Source organism: Caulobacter sp. GW821-FHT09A05 (assembly GCF_059418465.1).
On sequence record NZ_JBWKPX010000006.1, the window covers coordinates 1 to 16,286 of the forward strand.

The 16,286-nt window shown below is 70.3% G+C and carries 17 protein-coding genes and 1 tRNA gene; 6 read left to right on the forward strand and 12 right to left on the reverse strand.

Features of this window, described 5'->3' with window-relative positions:
- The 3 genes from AC07NX_RS07500 to AC07NX_RS07510 form a co-directional block, all read right to left on the reverse strand.
- Window positions 1-142: hypothetical protein (locus AC07NX_RS07500; RefSeq protein WP_494640869.1), on the reverse strand; the 142-nt coding region annotated here is incomplete at its 3' end.
- Window positions 143-237: 95 nt separating this feature from the next.
- A complete protein-coding gene (locus AC07NX_RS07505) occupies window positions 238-1,026 on the reverse strand; it encodes a hypothetical protein (protein ID WP_494640474.1) in 789 nt (262 codons plus the stop codon).
- Between the two features lie 70 nt (window positions 1,027-1,096).
- On the reverse strand, window positions 1,097-1,729 hold the full coding sequence (locus AC07NX_RS07510) for a peroxiredoxin (protein ID WP_494640476.1): 633 nt from the start codon (window positions 1,727-1,729) through the stop codon (window positions 1,097-1,099).
- Window positions 1,730-1,851: 122 nt separating this feature from the next.
- Between AC07NX_RS07510 and AC07NX_RS07515 the strand changes: the two genes are divergently transcribed.
- A complete protein-coding gene (locus AC07NX_RS07515) occupies window positions 1,852-2,601 on the forward strand; it encodes a creatininase family protein (RefSeq protein ID WP_494640478.1) in 750 nt (249 codons plus the stop codon).
- 46 nt (window positions 2,602-2,647) lie between these two features.
- Here the strand turns inward: AC07NX_RS07515 and AC07NX_RS07520 are convergent, their stop codons facing one another.
- The 5 genes from AC07NX_RS07520 to tsaD form a co-directional block, all read right to left on the reverse strand.
- Window positions 2,648-3,430: a class I SAM-dependent methyltransferase gene (locus tag AC07NX_RS07520; RefSeq protein ID WP_494640480.1), complete on the reverse strand. Its 783-nt coding sequence runs from the start codon at window positions 3,428-3,430 to the stop codon at window positions 2,648-2,650.
- Window positions 3,431-3,490: 60 nt separating this feature from the next.
- Window positions 3,491-3,859, reverse strand: coding sequence for a Rieske (2Fe-2S) protein (locus tag AC07NX_RS07525; protein ID WP_494640482.1), 369 nt, complete (start codon window positions 3,857-3,859; stop codon window positions 3,491-3,493).
- A gap of 37 nt (window positions 3,860-3,896) precedes the next feature.
- Window positions 3,897-4,178 carry a YciI family protein gene (locus tag AC07NX_RS07530; protein WP_494640484.1) on the reverse strand — a complete coding sequence of 94 codons (282 nt, stop codon included), beginning with the start codon at window positions 4,176-4,178 and terminating at the stop codon, window positions 3,897-3,899.
- A 100-nt stretch (window positions 4,179-4,278) separates the two neighbouring features.
- Window positions 4,279-5,274 (reverse strand): NAD(P)H-dependent glycerol-3-phosphate dehydrogenase, encoded by a 996-nt coding sequence (locus AC07NX_RS07535; RefSeq protein ID WP_494640486.1) that lies wholly within the window; start codon window positions 5,272-5,274, stop codon window positions 4,279-4,281.
- Window positions 5,271-6,374 carry a tRNA (adenosine(37)-N6)-threonylcarbamoyltransferase complex transferase subunit TsaD gene (tsaD, locus tag AC07NX_RS07540; RefSeq protein WP_494640488.1) on the reverse strand — a complete coding sequence of 368 codons (1,104 nt, stop codon included), beginning with the start codon at window positions 6,372-6,374 and terminating at the stop codon, window positions 5,271-5,273. Before tsaD ends, AC07NX_RS07535 begins: the two co-directional genes overlap by 4 nt.
- A gap of 71 nt (window positions 6,375-6,445) precedes the next feature.
- Between tsaD and hemC the strand changes: the two genes are divergently transcribed.
- The 5 genes from hemC (at window position 6,446) to AC07NX_RS07565 (ending at window position 10,756) form a co-directional block, all read left to right on the forward strand.
- On the forward strand, window positions 6,446-7,402 hold the full coding sequence (gene hemC / locus AC07NX_RS07545; protein WP_494640490.1) for a hydroxymethylbilane synthase: 957 nt from the start codon (window positions 6,446-6,448) through the stop codon (window positions 7,400-7,402).
- A 3-nt stretch (window positions 7,403-7,405) separates the two neighbouring features.
- Entirely contained in the window at window positions 7,406-8,113 is a 708-nt protein-coding gene (locus AC07NX_RS07550) for a uroporphyrinogen-III synthase (RefSeq protein ID WP_494640492.1), read from the forward strand.
- A 42-nt stretch (window positions 8,114-8,155) separates the two neighbouring features.
- Complete coding sequence (locus tag AC07NX_RS07555; RefSeq protein WP_494640494.1) at window positions 8,156-9,040, forward strand: COG4223 family protein; 885 nt, start codon at window positions 8,156-8,158, stop codon at window positions 9,038-9,040.
- Window positions 9,037-10,596: a heme biosynthesis HemY N-terminal domain-containing protein gene (locus AC07NX_RS07560; RefSeq protein ID WP_494640496.1), complete on the forward strand. Its 1,560-nt coding sequence runs from the start codon at window positions 9,037-9,039 to the stop codon at window positions 10,594-10,596. The genes AC07NX_RS07555 and AC07NX_RS07560 overlap by 4 nt, the downstream gene beginning before the upstream one ends.
- Before the next feature lie 84 nt (window positions 10,597-10,680).
- Window positions 10,681-10,756 (forward strand) — tRNA-Thr (locus AC07NX_RS07565).
- 21 nt (window positions 10,757-10,777) lie between these two features.
- Here AC07NX_RS07565 and AC07NX_RS07570 read toward each other — a convergent pair.
- The 4 genes from AC07NX_RS07570 to AC07NX_RS07585 form a co-directional block, all read right to left on the reverse strand.
- Window positions 10,778-11,428: a hypothetical protein gene (locus AC07NX_RS07570; protein WP_494640498.1), complete on the reverse strand. Its 651-nt coding sequence runs from the start codon at window positions 11,426-11,428 to the stop codon at window positions 10,778-10,780.
- Between the two features lie 230 nt (window positions 11,429-11,658).
- Window positions 11,659-13,011: a hypothetical protein gene (locus tag AC07NX_RS07575; protein ID WP_494640500.1), complete on the reverse strand. Its 1,353-nt coding sequence runs from the start codon at window positions 13,009-13,011 to the stop codon at window positions 11,659-11,661.
- Window positions 13,012-13,326: 315 nt separating this feature from the next.
- Entirely contained in the window at window positions 13,327-13,470 is a 144-nt protein-coding gene (locus tag AC07NX_RS07580) for a hypothetical protein (protein WP_494640502.1), read from the reverse strand.
- A gap of 289 nt (window positions 13,471-13,759) precedes the next feature.
- The gene (locus tag AC07NX_RS07585; protein WP_494640504.1) at window positions 13,760-16,213 is read right to left on the reverse strand and encodes a GH12 family glycosyl hydrolase domain-containing protein; all 2,454 of its coding nucleotides are present in this window, start codon (window positions 16,211-16,213) and stop codon (window positions 13,760-13,762) included.
- Between the last annotated feature and the right edge of the window lie 73 nt (window positions 16,214-16,286).

The following is a 16,286-nucleotide window of genomic DNA, read 5'->3' on the forward strand; positions in this document are numbered from 1 at the left end:
AGTCCAGCCGGCCGGCCACGTCGCGCCAATAGCCCTCCGGATCGGCCTCCACCCGCGCCAGCGCCGCCTCATAGCCGGCCGCGTCGATATGGGCCTTGCCCGCCCAGTCGTCGGGAACCGGAAAAACCTGTCCGTCGCTCACGCCGTCTACTCCCTTGGCCTTGTTGCGGCGGAGTTATGCGCGGCGGCGGGTATCGCGCAAGCAGACCACTGCGATTTCTCGAAACGATCGTCCGTTCAGGGCACGGTGTAGTCGCTGCAGTCGGGCAGGGGGGCGTCGGGCGCGTAGGCGTCCGAAGCCTCGTCGAGGGCGAAGACGCGCCGATAGCTGCAGACGGGATCACGGGTCGGCGTCAGGTCGCTCTTGCGCAGACGGCTACGCGCCCGCGAATCGCCGTAGCGGGAGGCGCCGGCCGGAAAGGCGGTCGCCTGGGTCTCGAACACGAACCGCGGCGGGCCCGAGACGGTGGCCGGGTCCAGGGTCAGGTCGCCGCCGAAGCTGTATTCGTCATGACACGCCCCGCGCCGGGCCTTCATGTCCCGCTCGTCGAAGCAGGCGCGGATCATCAGCGAGCCCGAGATCGGGGCGGTGAGCATCGGCTTGGCCTCGTCGCCCACCACCCGGATCAACTGGAGCTGCGTCGCCCCGCCGCCGCCGCCCGAATAGCTGGTGCTGGCATGGCGTTGGACGCCGATGATGACTGCCGACTCGGGTCCGGCGATGCGGACGATGGAAGGCCACAGCGCCAAGTCGTCGTTATCGTCACTGCCCAGGTCCAGGGTCGCGGCGGGCGGCTGGCCGGTCGGCGTTCCAGTGAACACGTGCAGCGCCGAGGTGTTCTGATCGACGTCGCGGCTGATCTCCGCGCACCAGTCGCGATTGGTGGCGCAATGCAGCGGCGGTGCGCCCTCAGGCCCTTGCGACGGCGTCGCGGCGAAGGCCTCGAGCCGGTTGCCGGCCAGGTCCTGGACGGGCGGGGCGATCGTCGCCGCCACGAGCGCCAAGGCGAGTACGATCGATGTCATCGGGATCTCGGGTTTGAACGGCGCAGGCTCGAGCTAGCGCGTTTGGCCTGCGTCGTCCAAGGCTCGTGGATCAGGCCGGCTGCTTGACCACCCGCAGATAGGGCTTCTGCTCGTCCCAGCCGCCCGGGAACAGCGTCCTGGCCGCCTCGTTGTCGACCGACGGGACGATGATCACGTCGCCGCCCTGGGTCCAGTTGGCCGGGGTGGCCACCTTGTGGCCGTCGGTCAGCTGCAGGCTGTCGATCACCCGCAGGATCTCGTCGAAGTTCCGTCCCGTCGAGGCCGGATAGGTCAGGGACAGCCGCAGCTTCTTGTTCGGATCGATGATGAACACCGAGCGCACGGTCAGGGTGTCCGAGGCGTTGGGATGGATCATGCCGTAGAGGTTCGACACCGAGCGGTCGGTGTCGGCGATCAGCGGGAAGTTCAGCCTGGCGCCTTGCGTCTCCTCGATGTCGGCCGCCCAGCCGCCGTGGTTCTCCAGGCCGTCGACCGACAGGCCGATCACCTTGACGTTCCGCCTGTCGAATTCGGGTTTCAGCCTGGCCACGGTTCCCAGTTCGGTGGTGCACACGGGGGTGTAGTCCTTGGGGTGGGAGAACAGCACCACCCAGGAGCCCTGGGCCCAGTCGTGGAAGTGGATCGGGCCCTCGGTCGAGGCTTGGGTGAAGTCCGGAACGATGTCGCCAAGCTGCAGCGCCATGGATGGCTCTCCTGTCCGCAAAGGGGGTCGGCTTCACCGTTGGATGGGCGTAAAGCCGTGCCCAAGTTGTAGGCGGGCGCCTTTTCCCGCGCCGCCCAGGATTTCTCGCGGAGTTTCCAGCCATGCTGCTCGCCCTTTCGACCTGGCCCGAGATCGAGGCCTATCTGAAGACGTCGAAGACGGTGGTGGTGCCGATCGGCTCGAACGAGCAGCACGGACCGACGGGCCTTCTGGGCACCGACTGGCTGTGCCCGGAGATCATCGCGCACGAGGCGTCGAAACTGTCGGAGACGGTTCTGGTAGCCCCGACCTTCAATGTCGGCATGGCCCAGCATCATCTGGCCTTCCCGGGCACGATCTTCCTGCGCCCATCGACCTTCATCGCCGCGATCGGCGACTGGGTGCGCTCTCTGGGCGCGCATGGCTTCGAGAAGATCTATTTCCTCAATGGCCACGGCGGCAATGTCGCCTCGATCGAGGCGGCGTTTTCCGAGATCTATGCCGAGTACAGCTTCCGCAAGGAACGCGCGCCATTCGCCCTGAAGTTGAAGAACTGGTGGGACCTGAAGGGCGTGCTGAGCCTGGCCAACCAGCAGTTTCCGGTTGGTCACGGCAGCCATGCGACGCCGTCCGAGATCGCGGTGACCCAGTGGGCCTATCCCGACAGCATCAAGACCGCGTCTTACGAGCCGAGGATCGCGCCCACCGGCCCGATCCGCGAGGCGCTGGACTTCCGCGCCCGCTACGCCGACGGTCGCATGGGCTCGGACCCGGCCCAGGCCACGCCCGAGAAGGGCGGGGCGCTGGTGGCCCAGGGCGCCAGGGCGCTGATCGAGGACCTGGCCGAGTTCTCGGCGGAGAAACGGGTCTAGGCTCTGACGGGGACAGGCGCGTGCGCCTGTCCCCAGTCGTGAAGCCTTAGCGCGGGATCTCGGCGATCTTGGTCAGGGCCACCTGCCGGTACACGGCGGTGATCTCGAAATAGCGTCCGAACGCGCCGAAGAACTGGTCGGTGGCCTGCTTCACGCCCGGGCCGCCGATCTCGCTGATGTCGTGCCAGTAGTCGTCCAGCACCATCATGCCGCCCACGCTGAGCAGGCTGGCGCAGAAGCACAGGTCGATCAGCACGGCCAGGGCCGTGTGGCTGCCGTCGACATAGATCAGGTCGAACGACTCGCCCGCCGCCAGCATCTTGGGCAGCTCGTAGGTCGAGAAGCCCTTGCGGGCGGTCATCGACCGGAACGAGGTGCGGGCCATGTTGCGGTGAAAGCGCGGCTCGACGGCGTGGTACTTTTCTTCCGGGTTCAGGGCCTCGTCGAACCAGGGATCGATCACGGTGACGTCCAGGCGGTCCGGCATCAGCCAGTCCATGAAGGCCAGGTTGCGGCCCTCATAGGCCCCGATTTCCAGATAGCGGATCGGGGCGTCGCCGCGCTTCTTCGCGAACTCGCGCAGCAGCGGGGTGACGAACGGGATGTTGTTCGAGGCCCAGCCCGAGGTGAACTCGTAGCCGGTCTTTTCGCTATGGGCGTTGAAGGCCTCGACCACCGAATGGTCGCGCCGGGCCAGCATGGTGCGGGCCAGGTCCGGGGCGAAGCGGGGATTGACCTTGGCGAACGAGCGCAGCTTGGCGCCCAGGCCCCGGGCGTCCTGGGCGTCGGTCAGTTCGGCGTCGAAATTGGTCGTGGACCCGTCGGCCATGGCGCGGTTTCCCGGTTTGTGTCGAGCGCAAGCCTAGGTCGAACGGGTTAAGACGAGGTTCTAGGCGACAACGATATGTGAACCCTGGATCCGCACCGGCCACGGCGTCAGGGCGACTTCCTGGCAGGGACCGGCGACCATCGCCCCGTCCTCTATCCGGAACAGGGCCGCGTGGCCGGCGCAGAGGATCAGGTCGTTCTCGCGGGTCAGGAAGCGGCCGTTCGGGCCGGCCAGGGGCCAGCCGGCGTGCGGGCAGCTGTCGACATAGCCGACCACGGCCTCGTTCCGCCGGACGACGAAACCGGCGAACACGGCCTCCCCGTTCCGGAAGCGAAAGCCCCGCGCGCCGGGCGAGGCGATCTCGTCCAGGGGACACAGGATCGTGCCAGCGGCGGGGCGGGCGGGATTGGCGGGGTCGGTGCGGGACATGGCTCGAACAGGGCGCTCGTCCGGGGTGAGGTCGAGGCTACAGCGCGCCGATCGCCAGCCGCCAGAAGTGGACCTCGACGCTCTCGAACACGCCGGCGGCCGTGAACGGGTCGTTGTCGGCCTGGGCCTGGGCGGCGGCCTTGTCTTCGGCCTCGACCACGATGATCGATCCGATCGGATTGCCGTCGTCGTCCAGCAGGGCGCCGGCCAGCTTCAGGTTCGGGCTGTTGTTCAGGTAGTCCAGGTGGGCCGGGCGGGTCGCCAGGCGGGTCTCGAGCGCGCCGGGCTTGTCCTTGCAGGTGATGGCGTAGAGGGGCATGGGACGGTTCCTTTCAGGATCAAGATGGGGACACACACTCACGCGTCTGTCCGTGCCGGTATTCAAAGGCCGTGGGGTGAGTGTGTGTCCCCTCGTTGCTCTAGGCCTCGGCCTTCAGGGGGCGCGAGAGGAGGCCGAGGATGGCGCTGTCGACGTCGACCTCGCCGGCGAGGATGGCGGCGACGGCCTCGCAGATCGGGGTCTCGACCCCCAGGGATCGGGCCAGGGCGCGGACGGCGGGCGCGGAGGCGACGCCCTCGGCCACCGAGACCTTGCCGGCCAGGGCCTGGTCCAGGGTCTGGCCGCCGCCCAGGGCCAGGCCGACGCTCATGTTGCGCGACTGCGGGCTGGAGCAGGTCAGCACCAGGTCGCCCAGGCCGCACAGGCCGGCGACGGTCTCGGCCTTGCCGCCCAGGGCCACGGCCAGGCGGGTCAGCTCGGCGAAGCCGCGGGTGATCAGGGCGGCGTGGGCGCTGCGGCCCAGGCTCTTGCCTTCGGAAATGCCACACGCGATGGCCAGGACGTTCTTCACCGCTCCGCCCGCCTCGGCCCCGATCACGTCGGCGGCCCAGTAGGGCCGGAACGTGGGAATGGCGATCGCCTCGCCGATGCGGCGGCCCAGGTCCTCGTCCTCGCAGGCCAGGGTGACCGCGGTCGGCAGGCCGCGCGCCACCTCGCCGGCGAAGCTGGGTCCCGACAGCACGGCGATCGGCGCGTCGGGCAGCACCTCGGCGGCCACGTCGCTCATCAGTTTCAGCGTGCCTTGCTCGACGCCCTTGGAGCACAGCACCACCGGGACGCCCGCCTTCAGGTGCGGCTTCAGGGCCGTCAGGGCCGAGCGCAGGTGCTGGGCCGGCGGCACGGCCAGGATCAGGTCGCAGGCGGCCAGCGCCGCCATGTCGGCTGAGGCGGTGATCGCGTCCTCCAGCTTCACCCCGGCCAGGAACATCGTGTTCTCGCGGTCGGCGGCGATCGAGGCGACGACCTCGGGCTCGCGGGCCTGCAGGGTGACCTGGAGACCCGCCCGGGCCGCGACCTGGGCCAGGGCCGTGCCCCAGGCGCCGGCGCCGATGACGCCCGCATGATTGAACTTCACGCCTTGGCTCCCTTGCGGCCGAAACTGTTGCTGGGATTGGATAACGCCGCCGCCTCGTCCAGGGGCCAACGCGGACGCGCCACGGCGTCCAGATCGTCGGAAATTCCCTGCGCCAGCCGTTCGGCCCCGGCCAGGGCGATCATGGCGGCGTTGTCGGTGCAGTAGGCTAGAGGCGGGGCGTCGAACGAAAAGCCGTTGTCGGCGCAGTTCTTTCGCAGCGCCGCGCGCACCGCGCCATTGGCGGCCACGCCGCCGGCCACGACGAAGCGCAGGGCCTCGCCCGGGTGGCTGGCCGCATAGAGCTTCATCGCCCGGTCGGTGCGCTCGGACAGCTGGCGGGCGATGGCGAACTGCACGGCGGCGGCCAGGTCGGCGCGCCGCTGCTCGTCGGTGATCTTCTCAGCCAGCCGGGCGGCGGCGGTCTTCAGGCCCGAGAACGAGAAGTCGCAGTCCTTGCGGCCCAGCAGGGCGCGGGGCAGGTCGAACTGGCTCGGGTCGCCAGCCGCCGCCAGTTTCTCCAGGGCCGGACCGCCGGGATAGGGCAGGCCCAGGCTCTTGGCGATCTTGTCGAAGGCCTCGCCGGCCGCGTCGTCGATGGTGGTGCCCAGGCGGGTGCAGGCTCCGACCCCAGCCACCTCCAGGAGCTGGCAGTGACCGCCGGAGACCAGCAGCAGCAGGAACGGATAGTCCACCTCCGCCCCCAGTCGGGCCGAGACCGCGTGGCCCTCCAGGTGATTGACCGCCACCAGCGGCAGGTCGCGGGCCAGGGCCACGGCCTTGCCGAACGCCAGCCCCACCATCACCCCGCCCACCAGGCCTGGCCCGGCGGTGGCGGCCACGCCGTCCAGGGCGTCGAAGCCGATCCCCGCCGCGCGCATGGCCTCGGCGGCGACGGCGTCGACGGCCTCCACGTGGGCCCGAGCGGCGATCTCCGGCACCACGCCGCCGAACGGGGCGTGCTGCTCGAACTGGGTGCCGACAATCGAGGACAGCACCTCGACACGGCCGTCCGCGGTCCGGCGCACGACGGACGCGGCGGTCTCGTCGCAGCTGGTCTCCAGGCCGAGGATGGTGAGCGTCGACTTCTTAGGGGGCGTCATTCGGTTGCCGGGGTCCCGCCGCTCCTGTAGCAGCGAAGGCTCTTATTCGCTCTGCAGGTAACGCCCCCACCGTGTCCCGGCAACCCATCCGCATCGGCGCGCGCGGCTCGAAGCTGTCGCTGGCCCAGTCCGGCCTGATGCAGGCCCGTATCGCGGCGGCGCTCGGCGCCGGTCCCGGCGACGATCTCGACGCCTTCGCCCAGCTGATCCCGATCGTCACCAGCGGCGACCGGATCCAGGATCGCCGGCTGATGGAAATCGGCGGCAAGGGGCTGTTCACCAAGGAGATCGAGGAGGCCCTGCTGGACGGCCGCATCGACTGCGCGATCCACTCGCTGAAGGACATGCCCGCCGAGCTGCCGCCCGGCCTGGTGCTGGCCGCCACGCCGGAGCGCGAGGATCCGCGCGACGCCTTCATCAGTCCCGTGGCCGAACGACTGGAAGACCTGCCCCGGGGCGCGCGCCTGGGCACCGCCTCGCTTCGACGACAGGCGCAAGCCCTGCATGTGCGGCCCGACCTTGAGATCGTCATGCTGCGCGGCAATGTCGACACCCGCCTGGCCAAGCTGGAGCGCGGCGAGGCCGACGCCATCCTGCTGGCCCAGTCGGGCCTCAACCGCCTGGGCCTGGGCCACCTGACCCGCAGCTGGCTCGACCCCCTGGCCGCGCCGCCGGCGCCGGGCCAGGGCGCCCTGGTCATCGAGACCCGGGCCGAGGACGTCCACCTGCCCTGGCTGCAGGCCGTGCGCTGCCAGGCCACGACCCTGGCCGTCGCCGCCGAACGCGGCGCGCTCTACGCCCTGGAGGGTTCGTGCCGCACGGCGGTCGGGGCCCATGCCCGGCTGAAGGGCCTGGATCTGACGATGATCGTCGAGGCCCTGACCCCCGACGGCGTCCAGCGCTTCCGGCGCGAGGGCGCCATCACGCTTTCCAGCTCGGATGCGGCCGGCGAGGCTCGCGCTCTGGGCCTGGACCTGGGAAGCGCCGTCCGCGCCGAGGGCGGTTCGGCCCTGATCTTGACGGACTAGGCGATGACCAACGGCGCGCGGCGGATCTGGGTCACCCGGGCCTCGCCGGGCGCGGAAGCCACCGCCGCCCGCCTGGAAGCCCTGGGCCTGGCGCCGCTGGTCGATCCCCTGCTGGAGGTCCGCGACCTTTCTCCGCCCGTCGACCTCGCCGGTGTCGCGGCCCTGGCCTTCACCAGCGTCAACGGCGTCGCCGCCTTCGCCCGTCTCGACGCCGACCGCGATCGGCCGGTGTTCGCGGTCGGCGACCGGACGGCGTGGGCGGCCCGCGAGGCCGGGTTCGCGGAAGTCGCCTCGGCCGAGGGCGATGTCGAGGCCTTGGCGAGCCTGATTCTGGACCACGTGGGGCGGCTGGATGGCGCGGTGCTGCATCCGTCGGCCCTGGAGCCGGCGGGCGACCTGATCGCGCCCCTGGTTTCCGGGGGACTGAACGCCCGTCGGTTGGCGGTCTACGAGACCGTCGATCGCGATCCCTCGCCCGCCACCCTGGCGGGGCTTGGCCGGCTGGAAGCCGTGCTGCTGCATTCGCCGCGCGCGGCCCGGGTGTTGTCGCGCTGGCTCGCGGAGCGGCCCGCGCCGGGGCTGCGGGCGTTGTGCCTGTCGGCGGCGGTGGCGCGGCCGCTGGAGGGGGCGGTGGAAGCCGGGCGGCTGGGCGGCGTGACGTCCGCGCCGCACCCGAATGAAACCGCGCTGCTGGCGCTGCTTACGCCCTAGCTGAACGTTGCGCCGCGCGGCGGCGTGGGGCACGAATGGCGCATGACGCTCGCTCCCGATCCCGTTGACTCCGACGCGCCGCGCGACCCGGCGCTGTACGGCCGTCGCCGCCTGCTGGGGCCGGGCTTCTGGGCGCTGATCGCCTTCGGCATTGTCTGCGTGGCGGCTGGCGCGGCCCTGGCGCGATTCGGTCCGACCTGGTTCTCCCGCGCCAAGGCGCCGCCGGCGATCCACCAGCCCGCCGGCGATCCGGCCCCGTCCCCCTCGGTCGCCGAGCGGCCGCTCTACGGGGAGCCCAGCGTCGCCGCCGTCCCGCCCCCGGCGCCCGAAGGCGTCGCTCAGTTGGAAGGCCGCGTCGCGGTTCTGGAAACCGGCCAGCAGCGGGCCCTGGACGCCGCCGGCGCGGCCCTGGCCGCCGCCACCTTGGCCGACGCGGCCCGCACGGCGCGGCCGTTCGCCGAGGAACTGGCCAGCCTGGAGCGGGTGCTGCCCCTGTCGCCGGACCTGCGGGCCCTGGCCCGCCTGGCCCAGGACGGGGCGCCGACTCGCGCGGGCCTCGCCGACGAGTTCGAGACCCTGGCCGGCCGGGCCGCCGTCGCCGCCCGTGATCCGGGCCGCAACGCCGATTTCCTGGCGCGCCTGCGGCACGCCCTGTCCAGCATCGTCTCGATCCGCCAGGTGGGTTCGACCCAGGGGCGGAGCCCCGACGCCGTACTGGGCCGCGCGCAGAACCTGTTGAACGAAGGCGACATCGAGGGCGCTCTGGCCACCGTCGAGACCCTGCCGCCGTCGGCCCAGGCCGTGCTGGTCTCTTGGCGCGCCGCCGCCGAGCGCCGGGTCGAGATCGACCGCCACATCGCCGCCATCCGCGCCGACGCCTTGGCGGGGCTGGTCCAGGTGACGCGCCCCGCGCCGGTGGCCCCATGATCCGCGCGGCGATCGTCCTTTTCCTGGTCGCCGCCCTCGCCGTGGCGGTGGTCGCCCTGACCGGCGAACCCGGCGCGGCCAGCCTCGACTGGATGGGCTGGCGGATCGAGATGACGGCCGCCGCCGCCGCCCTGCTGACCCTGTTCACCGCCCTCCTGGCCACGATCCTGTGGCGTGGCCTGCTCTGGGTGGTCGAGGCGCCCAAGCGCGCCGCCCGGGCCCGGGCCGAGGTCAAGCGCAAGCAGGGCGTCGAGGCCCTGTCGCGCGGCTTCCTGGCCGTGGCCGCCGGCGACGGCTCCGAAGCCCGCCGCCTGGCCCAGAAAGCCTCCGAACTGGCGGAGGACGCTCCAGCCCTGGTCCGCGTCCTGGCCGCCCAGGCGGCCGAGGCGGCGGGCGACCATGTCGCCGCGCGCCAAGCCTACAACGCCATGCTGGGCTTTCCGGAGATGCGCCTGGCCGGGTTGCGCGGCCTGATGCAGACCGCCCTGGCCGAGGGCGACAAGGCCCTGGCCCTGCGGCACGCCGAGACCGCCTACGGCCTGGCCCGGACCGCCCGCTGGGCCTGGCGCGCCTTGCTCGAAGCCCGGCTGGAGGCCGGCGACTGGAAGGCGGCCCTGGCCCTGGTTCAGGGCGCCTTGGAGCGCAAGATCGTCCCGCCCCTGGTCGCCGAGCGCGCGCGGGCCGCCCTGTTGGCCGCCTCGGCCGCCAGCCTGGAGGAGTCCGACGATCCCAAGGTCCTGGCCCAGGCGCTGGACTTCGCGACCCAAGCCGCCAGGCTCAAGCCCGAGTTCGCGCCGGGCGTGGTGATGGCCGCGCGCCTGCAGGCCGCCGACGGCAAGGCGGCCAAGGCTGGAGCGCTGATCGAGGCCGCCTGGAAACAGGCGCCGCATCCGGCCCTGTGGCTGGCCTACCGCGACCTGAAGACCAGCGAGACCCCCAAGCTGCGGGCGGCGCGCCTGGCCGCTCTCGCCAGCCTGAAGCCCGAGGCCCGCGAGAGCCGGCTGCTGAAGGTGGAGAGCGCCCTGATCGGCGGCGATCCGGTCGCCGCCCGCGCCGCCGCCCGGCTGCTTCCCGAAGAAGTCCTGACCGCGCGCCTCGCCGGCCTGATGGCGCGCGTCGCCTACGCCAATGGCGAGGCCGACGAGGCCCGCGCCTGGGTCGCCCGAGGCGCGGCCGCGCCGCAGGAGCCCGACTGGTCGGACCTCGATCCGGAAGGCCGCGCCTTCGCCTATGCCCGCGACGACTGGGCGCGGCTGACCCTCAGCTACGCCGAGACCGGCGAGCTGATCCATCCGCGCTTCGAGCGCCGTGAACGCACGATGAGCGAGTTGCCGCCGCTGCCTTCGGCCTATGCCGAATCCACGCCGTTCGTCCGGGCGGCCGAGACCGGCGGCGCCCTGATGCCCATTCCGGACGATCCCGGAATTGGGCCGGGGACCGGTCCCGGCGGCTTCGACGCGGCCCCTCCGCCGGAGCCCGAAACGGGCGGCGCGGCGCCTCGCCGCAACGCCGGTTCACGCCGACGCTTGGCAAGCGGCCCTCGCGCCGCTAAATAGGCCGCTCCTCGCGCCGGGTCGGTGATTTGGCGACAGGAACACCAGTGTCTTCCGGGTCTGTTCAATGGGCCGGGGACGAAGCGCGCCGCTTTAGCTCAGCTGGTAGAGCACCTCATTCGTAATGAGGGGGTCACAGGTTCGAGTCCTGTAAGCGGCACCACTTCCAGGCGCTCGATCCGCGCTAATCCCAGCCCTTGATCTTCTTCTTCCGGCCCAGGGCGAAAAGGCCCGGATAGGGACCCTTGCCGGTGCGGTAGAGGCACCAGTCGTCGTCCTTCTTGCAGTCGCCGTCGAAGGCCGCCTTCTTGTCGGGGTCGATCGCCGCATACAGCGCCGGACCGTTCTTGTGCTTTGCGCCCAGGGCCTCGGCGCAGGCGTCGCGCTCGGCCTTGGTCAGCTTGACGATGTCGGCCTCGGTGCAACCGCTTTGTCGCGCGGCCTGACGCAGGGCCTCGCCGCCACCGGTCAGACTTCCCCGGGCGGTGAAACCGGGCGGGGCGACGATCGCGCTGGGGGCGGCGGGAGCCGGGGACCCCGGCGAGGGCGCGAGCGGCGACACGCGCGGCGGCGGGAGTGGGCGCGGCGGCGGATGGAGCGGCGTGGTCCGAGGGCTGGATGCGACGGACCGTTGCGCGAGACGCGGTTGGTCGGCCGCCAGGAGTTGGAGCACCACGCTGCGCGGCTCGACCAGGATCGGCGGCGTGGGAATGGCCTTGAGCAGAGCCCAGCCCAGCAGGCCGTGGAAGGCCAGCGAGGCGGCGCCGATCGCCAGGCGGCGTCGCTGGGCGCCCTGGCGTCGGGGTCGCCGGCGGGACGGCCTTGTCGCGGGCATGGGGGTCTCCCTGACGTCCCTTGGGGCGCGCCCGAGCGACGAGGTCGGTCTGGCCGGGTCGGTGGCGGGGTGCGTCAAAGATAGGCTCGATCTCACCCGATCAAGCTCTAGCGGCGCGGTGCGGCGGGACCATGGCCGCGAAAAGTCGGGCCTGAAACGAATGCGGCCATCAACGGCCTCGCCCTTGGAGGCGGACGTCGGCGTCCGTCACCCTGGACGGGGTCTGCATGTCAGACGAAGGCGAACACCGGGGAGTCGGTGACCAGATAGTGCGAGGACGGGGGTTGGGCGGCGTCGCCGGTGACCGCCCGCACCGATTTGAAGCCCGTCAGGTCGACATAGGCCTGCCGGCCGTCGAGGCACCAGAAAGCTTGTCCGTGTCGGCCGTCGGCGGAGGCGAACTCGGCGCTGCGCAGGTCGCCTTCGGACTGAAGCGGCGAAATCTGCCCGCCGCCGAGCAGGCCGGCGACGTGGGTCAAGGCCTGGCCGGCCGGCAAGACCCTGGCCTTGTTGGAGAAATCGATCAGTCGAAGCGCCGAGAACGGCTTGTCGACCGCATAGAAGTATTGGCGCGCCAAGCCAGAGGCGAACGATACCAGGTACGCGCGCGCAATGTACGACGCCGCCTGGGCCTGGGACATGACGGCGCCCGCGGCGGCGACCTTGGCGCCGGTCGCCGCGTCGGCGAAGCCGCCGGCCTGGGGGGCGTTTCTGATCCCGCCCCATCCGAACTCGGTCGACCACACCGGCAGGTTGAAACCGGCGTCATCGGCGACCCCACGGAGGATTTCGGCCAGGACGCCGATCTGCTCGGGTTGGCGTGGCATGACATAGGTGTGGGCCGACACGACATCGATCGCCCCCGCGCCGCCGATCGCCTTCAAGGCGCGCAGGTAACGGCGCAGATAGTCGCCGCGATCGCCGAAGGACTGAGGCGCGGCCCCGACCATGACGACGCCGGGGCGGACGGCGCGCGCCGCGCGCGCCTGGGCCACGCTGATCTCCGCCAACTGTTCGACCGTGCCGCTGTAGAACTGGTCGCGCCTGTCGGGTTCGTTCCAATGCTCCAGACCGGTGATCTGAGGATAGCGGCGCAGAAGCGCGGTGACGAAGTCCGCCGCGTCCTGGCTGTTGTTGGGCGCGTTCGGGTTCCACGAACCGTTCGCGCCGCGACGGGGGGCCGACGCCCAGTCCGGAGCCTGGCCCAGGCAGAAGAGGATGTCGCTGAAGCCCTTGGTCCAGACGGCCATTTCGGCGTCGAGCCGTGACCAGTCGTAGTCGCCCTTGCCGCGCCCCTCGATGCGCCGCCAGGTCGCTCCCGTGTCCCATATGCGCACGGACCGGCAGCCGAACGTGTTGAGCGGGGTGTTTCGGGCGGCGCCAGGTCCCTGGTCCCAACCGGCGACTCCCACCAGATGGAGGCCGAACGCCTCGCGCGAGACGGGGTGCATGGGCCGCCCCATCCGCGGCTGCAGCGCCTGCCCCGCCACGGGCGGGCTCAGGCTGGCCAGCAAGCCGCCGCTGGTCGCCGCGACGCCTTGCAGTATCCAGCGGCGCGAAGGCTTGTAGATGAACGCAGACATGTTCTTCCACCGCTCCTGCTTCCAGGCCGTGATCGAGCATGTCCCGGCCGCGGCCGGTTGTCGCCCAGAACGCGCCGCCGCGCCAGAGCGTGCCGGCGCCTGGCGTCTTCGATCATCGCGATGGGAATTATGCGGACAGTGGGCGGGGTGGGCGCCGTCGTGTCCGGTCGACCCCGACCTCATGGCGCGTGGCTGGTGACAGCTCCGCCCGGCGTCGGGAGTTCGGCGGGCCGTTGACGCGGAAGCCTGGAAGGTCTCGGCGGCTCATCGGAACCCGCGCGGATGGCGAAGACGCGCCGCTGTTCGCGGCGGCGATCAGCCGAGCAGTCGGATGGCCGTGACGATGCCGGCCCAGGCGGCGACGTTCAGCGCGAGGAAGCCGATCCGGCTCCAGTTCACGCGGAACCTCGGCGGCGGCGACATCGCGACCAAGTCATGACCTGAAGTGATAGTCGTCATGTCAATAATCCGTACTGCGAACGGGTCTGGGACCGGTCAGTGTTTAGCGTTCCATTGAATTCTCATATCGAGATTAACGGTTGCGATATAGGTACGGTTTAAAAGCCGTTAAGTACGTTTTCGACGTTGCGTTGTGGATCTGTATTGTTTCGGGAAATATAGATTGGGGGAAACTTTGGGGCCGACACGTCATCAGCCTTTGGAGCGAATGGCCCCGTTCTAAGCAAATGGACCGCCGAGCTTCGCGCCCGACGGTCCACGGAGCTTGCCCGAGCAGCCGCGGGGGCGGCTACAGGATGAAGTCGGTGCTGTGCAGCGACGTCACCGAGAGCTGGATGGAAAAGTCCGTGAGGCCGTCGCCATTGACGTCGGCCTGGACCACGACGCCGCCCGTGACCGCGCTGTAGCGGAGTTCGCCGGCGACGTGATGGAAGGCTTCCTGGCCGATGAAGGCGAAGGGATCGTCCACGCCCCCGGCGATCGCGTCGATGGCGGACAGGTCCATGCGATCGCCCTGGCTCGTCGAAAAGTCCGTAATCCTGTCGGCGTCGCCGGCGTTATACGGACCGAAGACGAACAGATCGGCGCCGGCTCCGCCGGCCAGGACGTCGGACGCCGCTCCCCCGGCCAGCGTGTCGGCGAAGGCGCTTCCGACGAGGGTGTTGGCGAATTCGGAGCCGGTCGCCGTGACGCCCGAGCCGGCCCCCGTGGCGTCGAGGTTCTCGAAGCCGGAAACATAGGCCGCACCGCTGACGACCTGGTTGGTCGTGAAGGTGCCCAAATCGACCGTCGCACCGACCTTGAGGATGAGGGTGTCACGTCCCGAGCCGCCGTTGATGACGGAGTCGGCCGCATCATAGACGACCTTGTCGTCGCCGGCTTGACCGAGGATCTTGTCCACGCCCGCGCCGCCATCGAGAATGTCGTTGCCATTGCCGCCGTCGAGGGAGTCATTGCCCGAGCGACCGCGCAGCGTGTCATTGCCGTCGCCGCCGAACAGGGTGTCGGCATAGGCGCCGCCCGTCAGGCTGTTGTCGTCAGCGGCGCCGGTGAGCGAGACGGCGCCGGTGGCGGCCGAGGCGTCGACGTCCTCGAAGCCCGTCACGACCGCGCCGCCGACCATCTGGTCGGACGTGGCGGACAGATCGACTGTGGCGGCGAGGTGCAGCACCAAGGTGTCGTGACCATCGCCCCCTTGGACCGTCGACGCCGTCCCGTCGTAGGCGACGCTGTCGTCGCCCGAGATATCGGGCAGCGGCGCGGGTTGTTCCGCGGGTTGTTCCGGGGCTGGCCGCGAGATGGTGGTCGTTACGTCGGACCCCTCCACGTGCATGGTGGTCAAGGTGCCGTCGGCCGCCTTGGTCTGGACGTCGAGGTCGAGGTTGTTGATGGTCAGCGAGCCGGCGCCGGACACGACCTCCGCCCCCAGTTCCACCGAGGCGACATAGTCGGTCGAGGAGACGAGATTCAGGCCCTTGAGCGTGGTCAGGATCCCGGCGATGTCGATCTGGCCCTTCGGCATGTCCTGGTCGAGAACGACGGCGGTGTAGGTCCAGTCGCCGGTGGTCGAGGCGTAGATCTTGCCGGTCACCGAACCGTTGGAATAGGTCCCGACCTGCTGGCCGAAGGCGTCGAAGTCGCCCTTGTGCACCCAGACCATGACTTCGGTGGTGACGGTGTCGGCGCCGCCATTGGGGGTGTCGGTCAGCCAGATGTCGAACGAGACGTTGAAGCCGCCGGTGTTGCCCTTGTAGCTGACGTCGTAGTCGGCCGTCAGGGCGGTCAGGCTGCTGACCTGGGCGGGCAGGACGGTGGTGATGTCCGAGGCCTTGTGGCCGCCGCTCATCGGGGCCGGACCGAAGATCACCTCGGGATAGGCGCGGATGGTGTGGGCCGAGTCGGTGGTGACCGGGAACGACCAGTTGAAGGTGGTCTTGGAGGTCATGTCGGCGGCGCTGTAGGCGCTGTCGACCGTGTAGTCGGTGCCGTAGACGAGGTTGCCGGGGTTCCAGACGTTGTTGAGCACGTACCAGCCGTGGGCGGTATAGGCCTTGCCGGGTCCGACCAGCTGGGAGTAGCCGGCCGGAATGGCGGCGGGGTCGGCCTTCAGGCCGAAGTCGTAGGCGGTCAGGCTGGAGAGCGCGGTGTCGCGGATCACCAGGCTCTCGCCGTTGGCGAAGCCGAGCTTGACGTCGGCGCCGCTCTGGGTGGCCAGGGTCTGGAGCTGGGCGAAGCTGGTGACGCCGTAGCCGCTCAGCTGGATGACGTCGCTGCCGGGCTTGAAGTTCAGGATGGCGTCGGAGCCGTTGCCGGCGGCGACCTTGAACAGGTCGCCCTTCGCGCCGCCGACCAGGACGTCGTCGCCGGCCAGGCCGTTCAGCGTCGCGCCGACGGTTCCCGCCACGATGATGTTGTTCAGGGCGTTGCCGGTCCCGGCGGTTGATCCCGCGGAGTTCAGCAACAGGTTCTCGACATTGGCCGCCAGCGTCACCGGGCCCCAGAACCGGGCGTCGACGGTGTCGACGCCCTGGCCGGCGTACTCGACCGCGGTCGAGCGGCTGTCCCACAGGTAATAGGTGTCGTCGCCCGCGCCTCCGATCAGCGTATCGCCGCCTGACCCTTGGAAGACGTCGTTGTTCGCGGTTCCGACTTGGGTTTCCTTGGCCGAACTATGAGCTGGCCAACTGTTCGGCGCCGCCGAAAGGAAAAGTTCGACGCCCTTGGCTGTGAAGTAGCGAGTCATGTGTCTCTCCGTGGCGAGGGGAGATCAACATTCATCGGTTAACGACTGGTACAGTGGCGCTACTTGGCTAATG

Coding starts and splice junctions, on each gene's coding strand:
- AC07NX_RS07585 (WP_494640504.1), bottom strand. CDS start 16,213: ATGACTCGCTACTTCACAGCCAAGGGCGTCGAACTTTTCCTTTCGGCG.
- AC07NX_RS07525 (WP_494640482.1), bottom strand. CDS start 3,859: ATGTCCCGCACCGACCCCGCCAATCCCGCCCGCCCCGCCGCTGGCACG.
- tsaD (WP_494640488.1), bottom strand. CDS start 6,374: ATGACGCCCCCTAAGAAGTCGACGCTCACCATCCTCGGCCTGGAGACC.
- AC07NX_RS07550 (WP_494640492.1), top strand. CDS start 7,406: ATGACCAACGGCGCGCGGCGGATCTGGGTCACCCGGGCCTCGCCGGGC.
- AC07NX_RS07520 (WP_494640480.1), bottom strand. CDS start 3,430: ATGGCCGACGGGTCCACGACCAATTTCGACGCCGAACTGACCGACGCC.
- AC07NX_RS07510 (WP_494640476.1), bottom strand. CDS start 1,729: ATGGCGCTGCAGCTTGGCGACATCGTTCCGGACTTCACCCAAGCCTCG.
- AC07NX_RS07555 (WP_494640494.1), top strand. CDS start 8,156: ATGACGCTCGCTCCCGATCCCGTTGACTCCGACGCGCCGCGCGACCCG.
- AC07NX_RS07560 (WP_494640496.1), top strand. CDS start 9,037: ATGATCCGCGCGGCGATCGTCCTTTTCCTGGTCGCCGCCCTCGCCGTG.
- AC07NX_RS07580 (WP_494640502.1), bottom strand. CDS start 13,470: ATGACGACTATCACTTCAGGTCATGACTTGGTCGCGATGTCGCCGCCG.
- AC07NX_RS07515 (WP_494640478.1), top strand. CDS start 1,852: ATGCTGCTCGCCCTTTCGACCTGGCCCGAGATCGAGGCCTATCTGAAG.
- AC07NX_RS07505 (WP_494640474.1), bottom strand. CDS start 1,026: ATGACATCGATCGTACTCGCCTTGGCGCTCGTGGCGGCGACGATCGCC.
- AC07NX_RS07570 (WP_494640498.1), bottom strand. CDS start 11,428: ATGCCCGCGACAAGGCCGTCCCGCCGGCGACCCCGACGCCAGGGCGCC.
- AC07NX_RS07575 (WP_494640500.1), bottom strand. CDS start 13,011: ATGTCTGCGTTCATCTACAAGCCTTCGCGCCGCTGGATACTGCAAGGC.
- AC07NX_RS07530 (WP_494640484.1), bottom strand. CDS start 4,178: ATGCCCCTCTACGCCATCACCTGCAAGGACAAGCCCGGCGCGCTCGAG.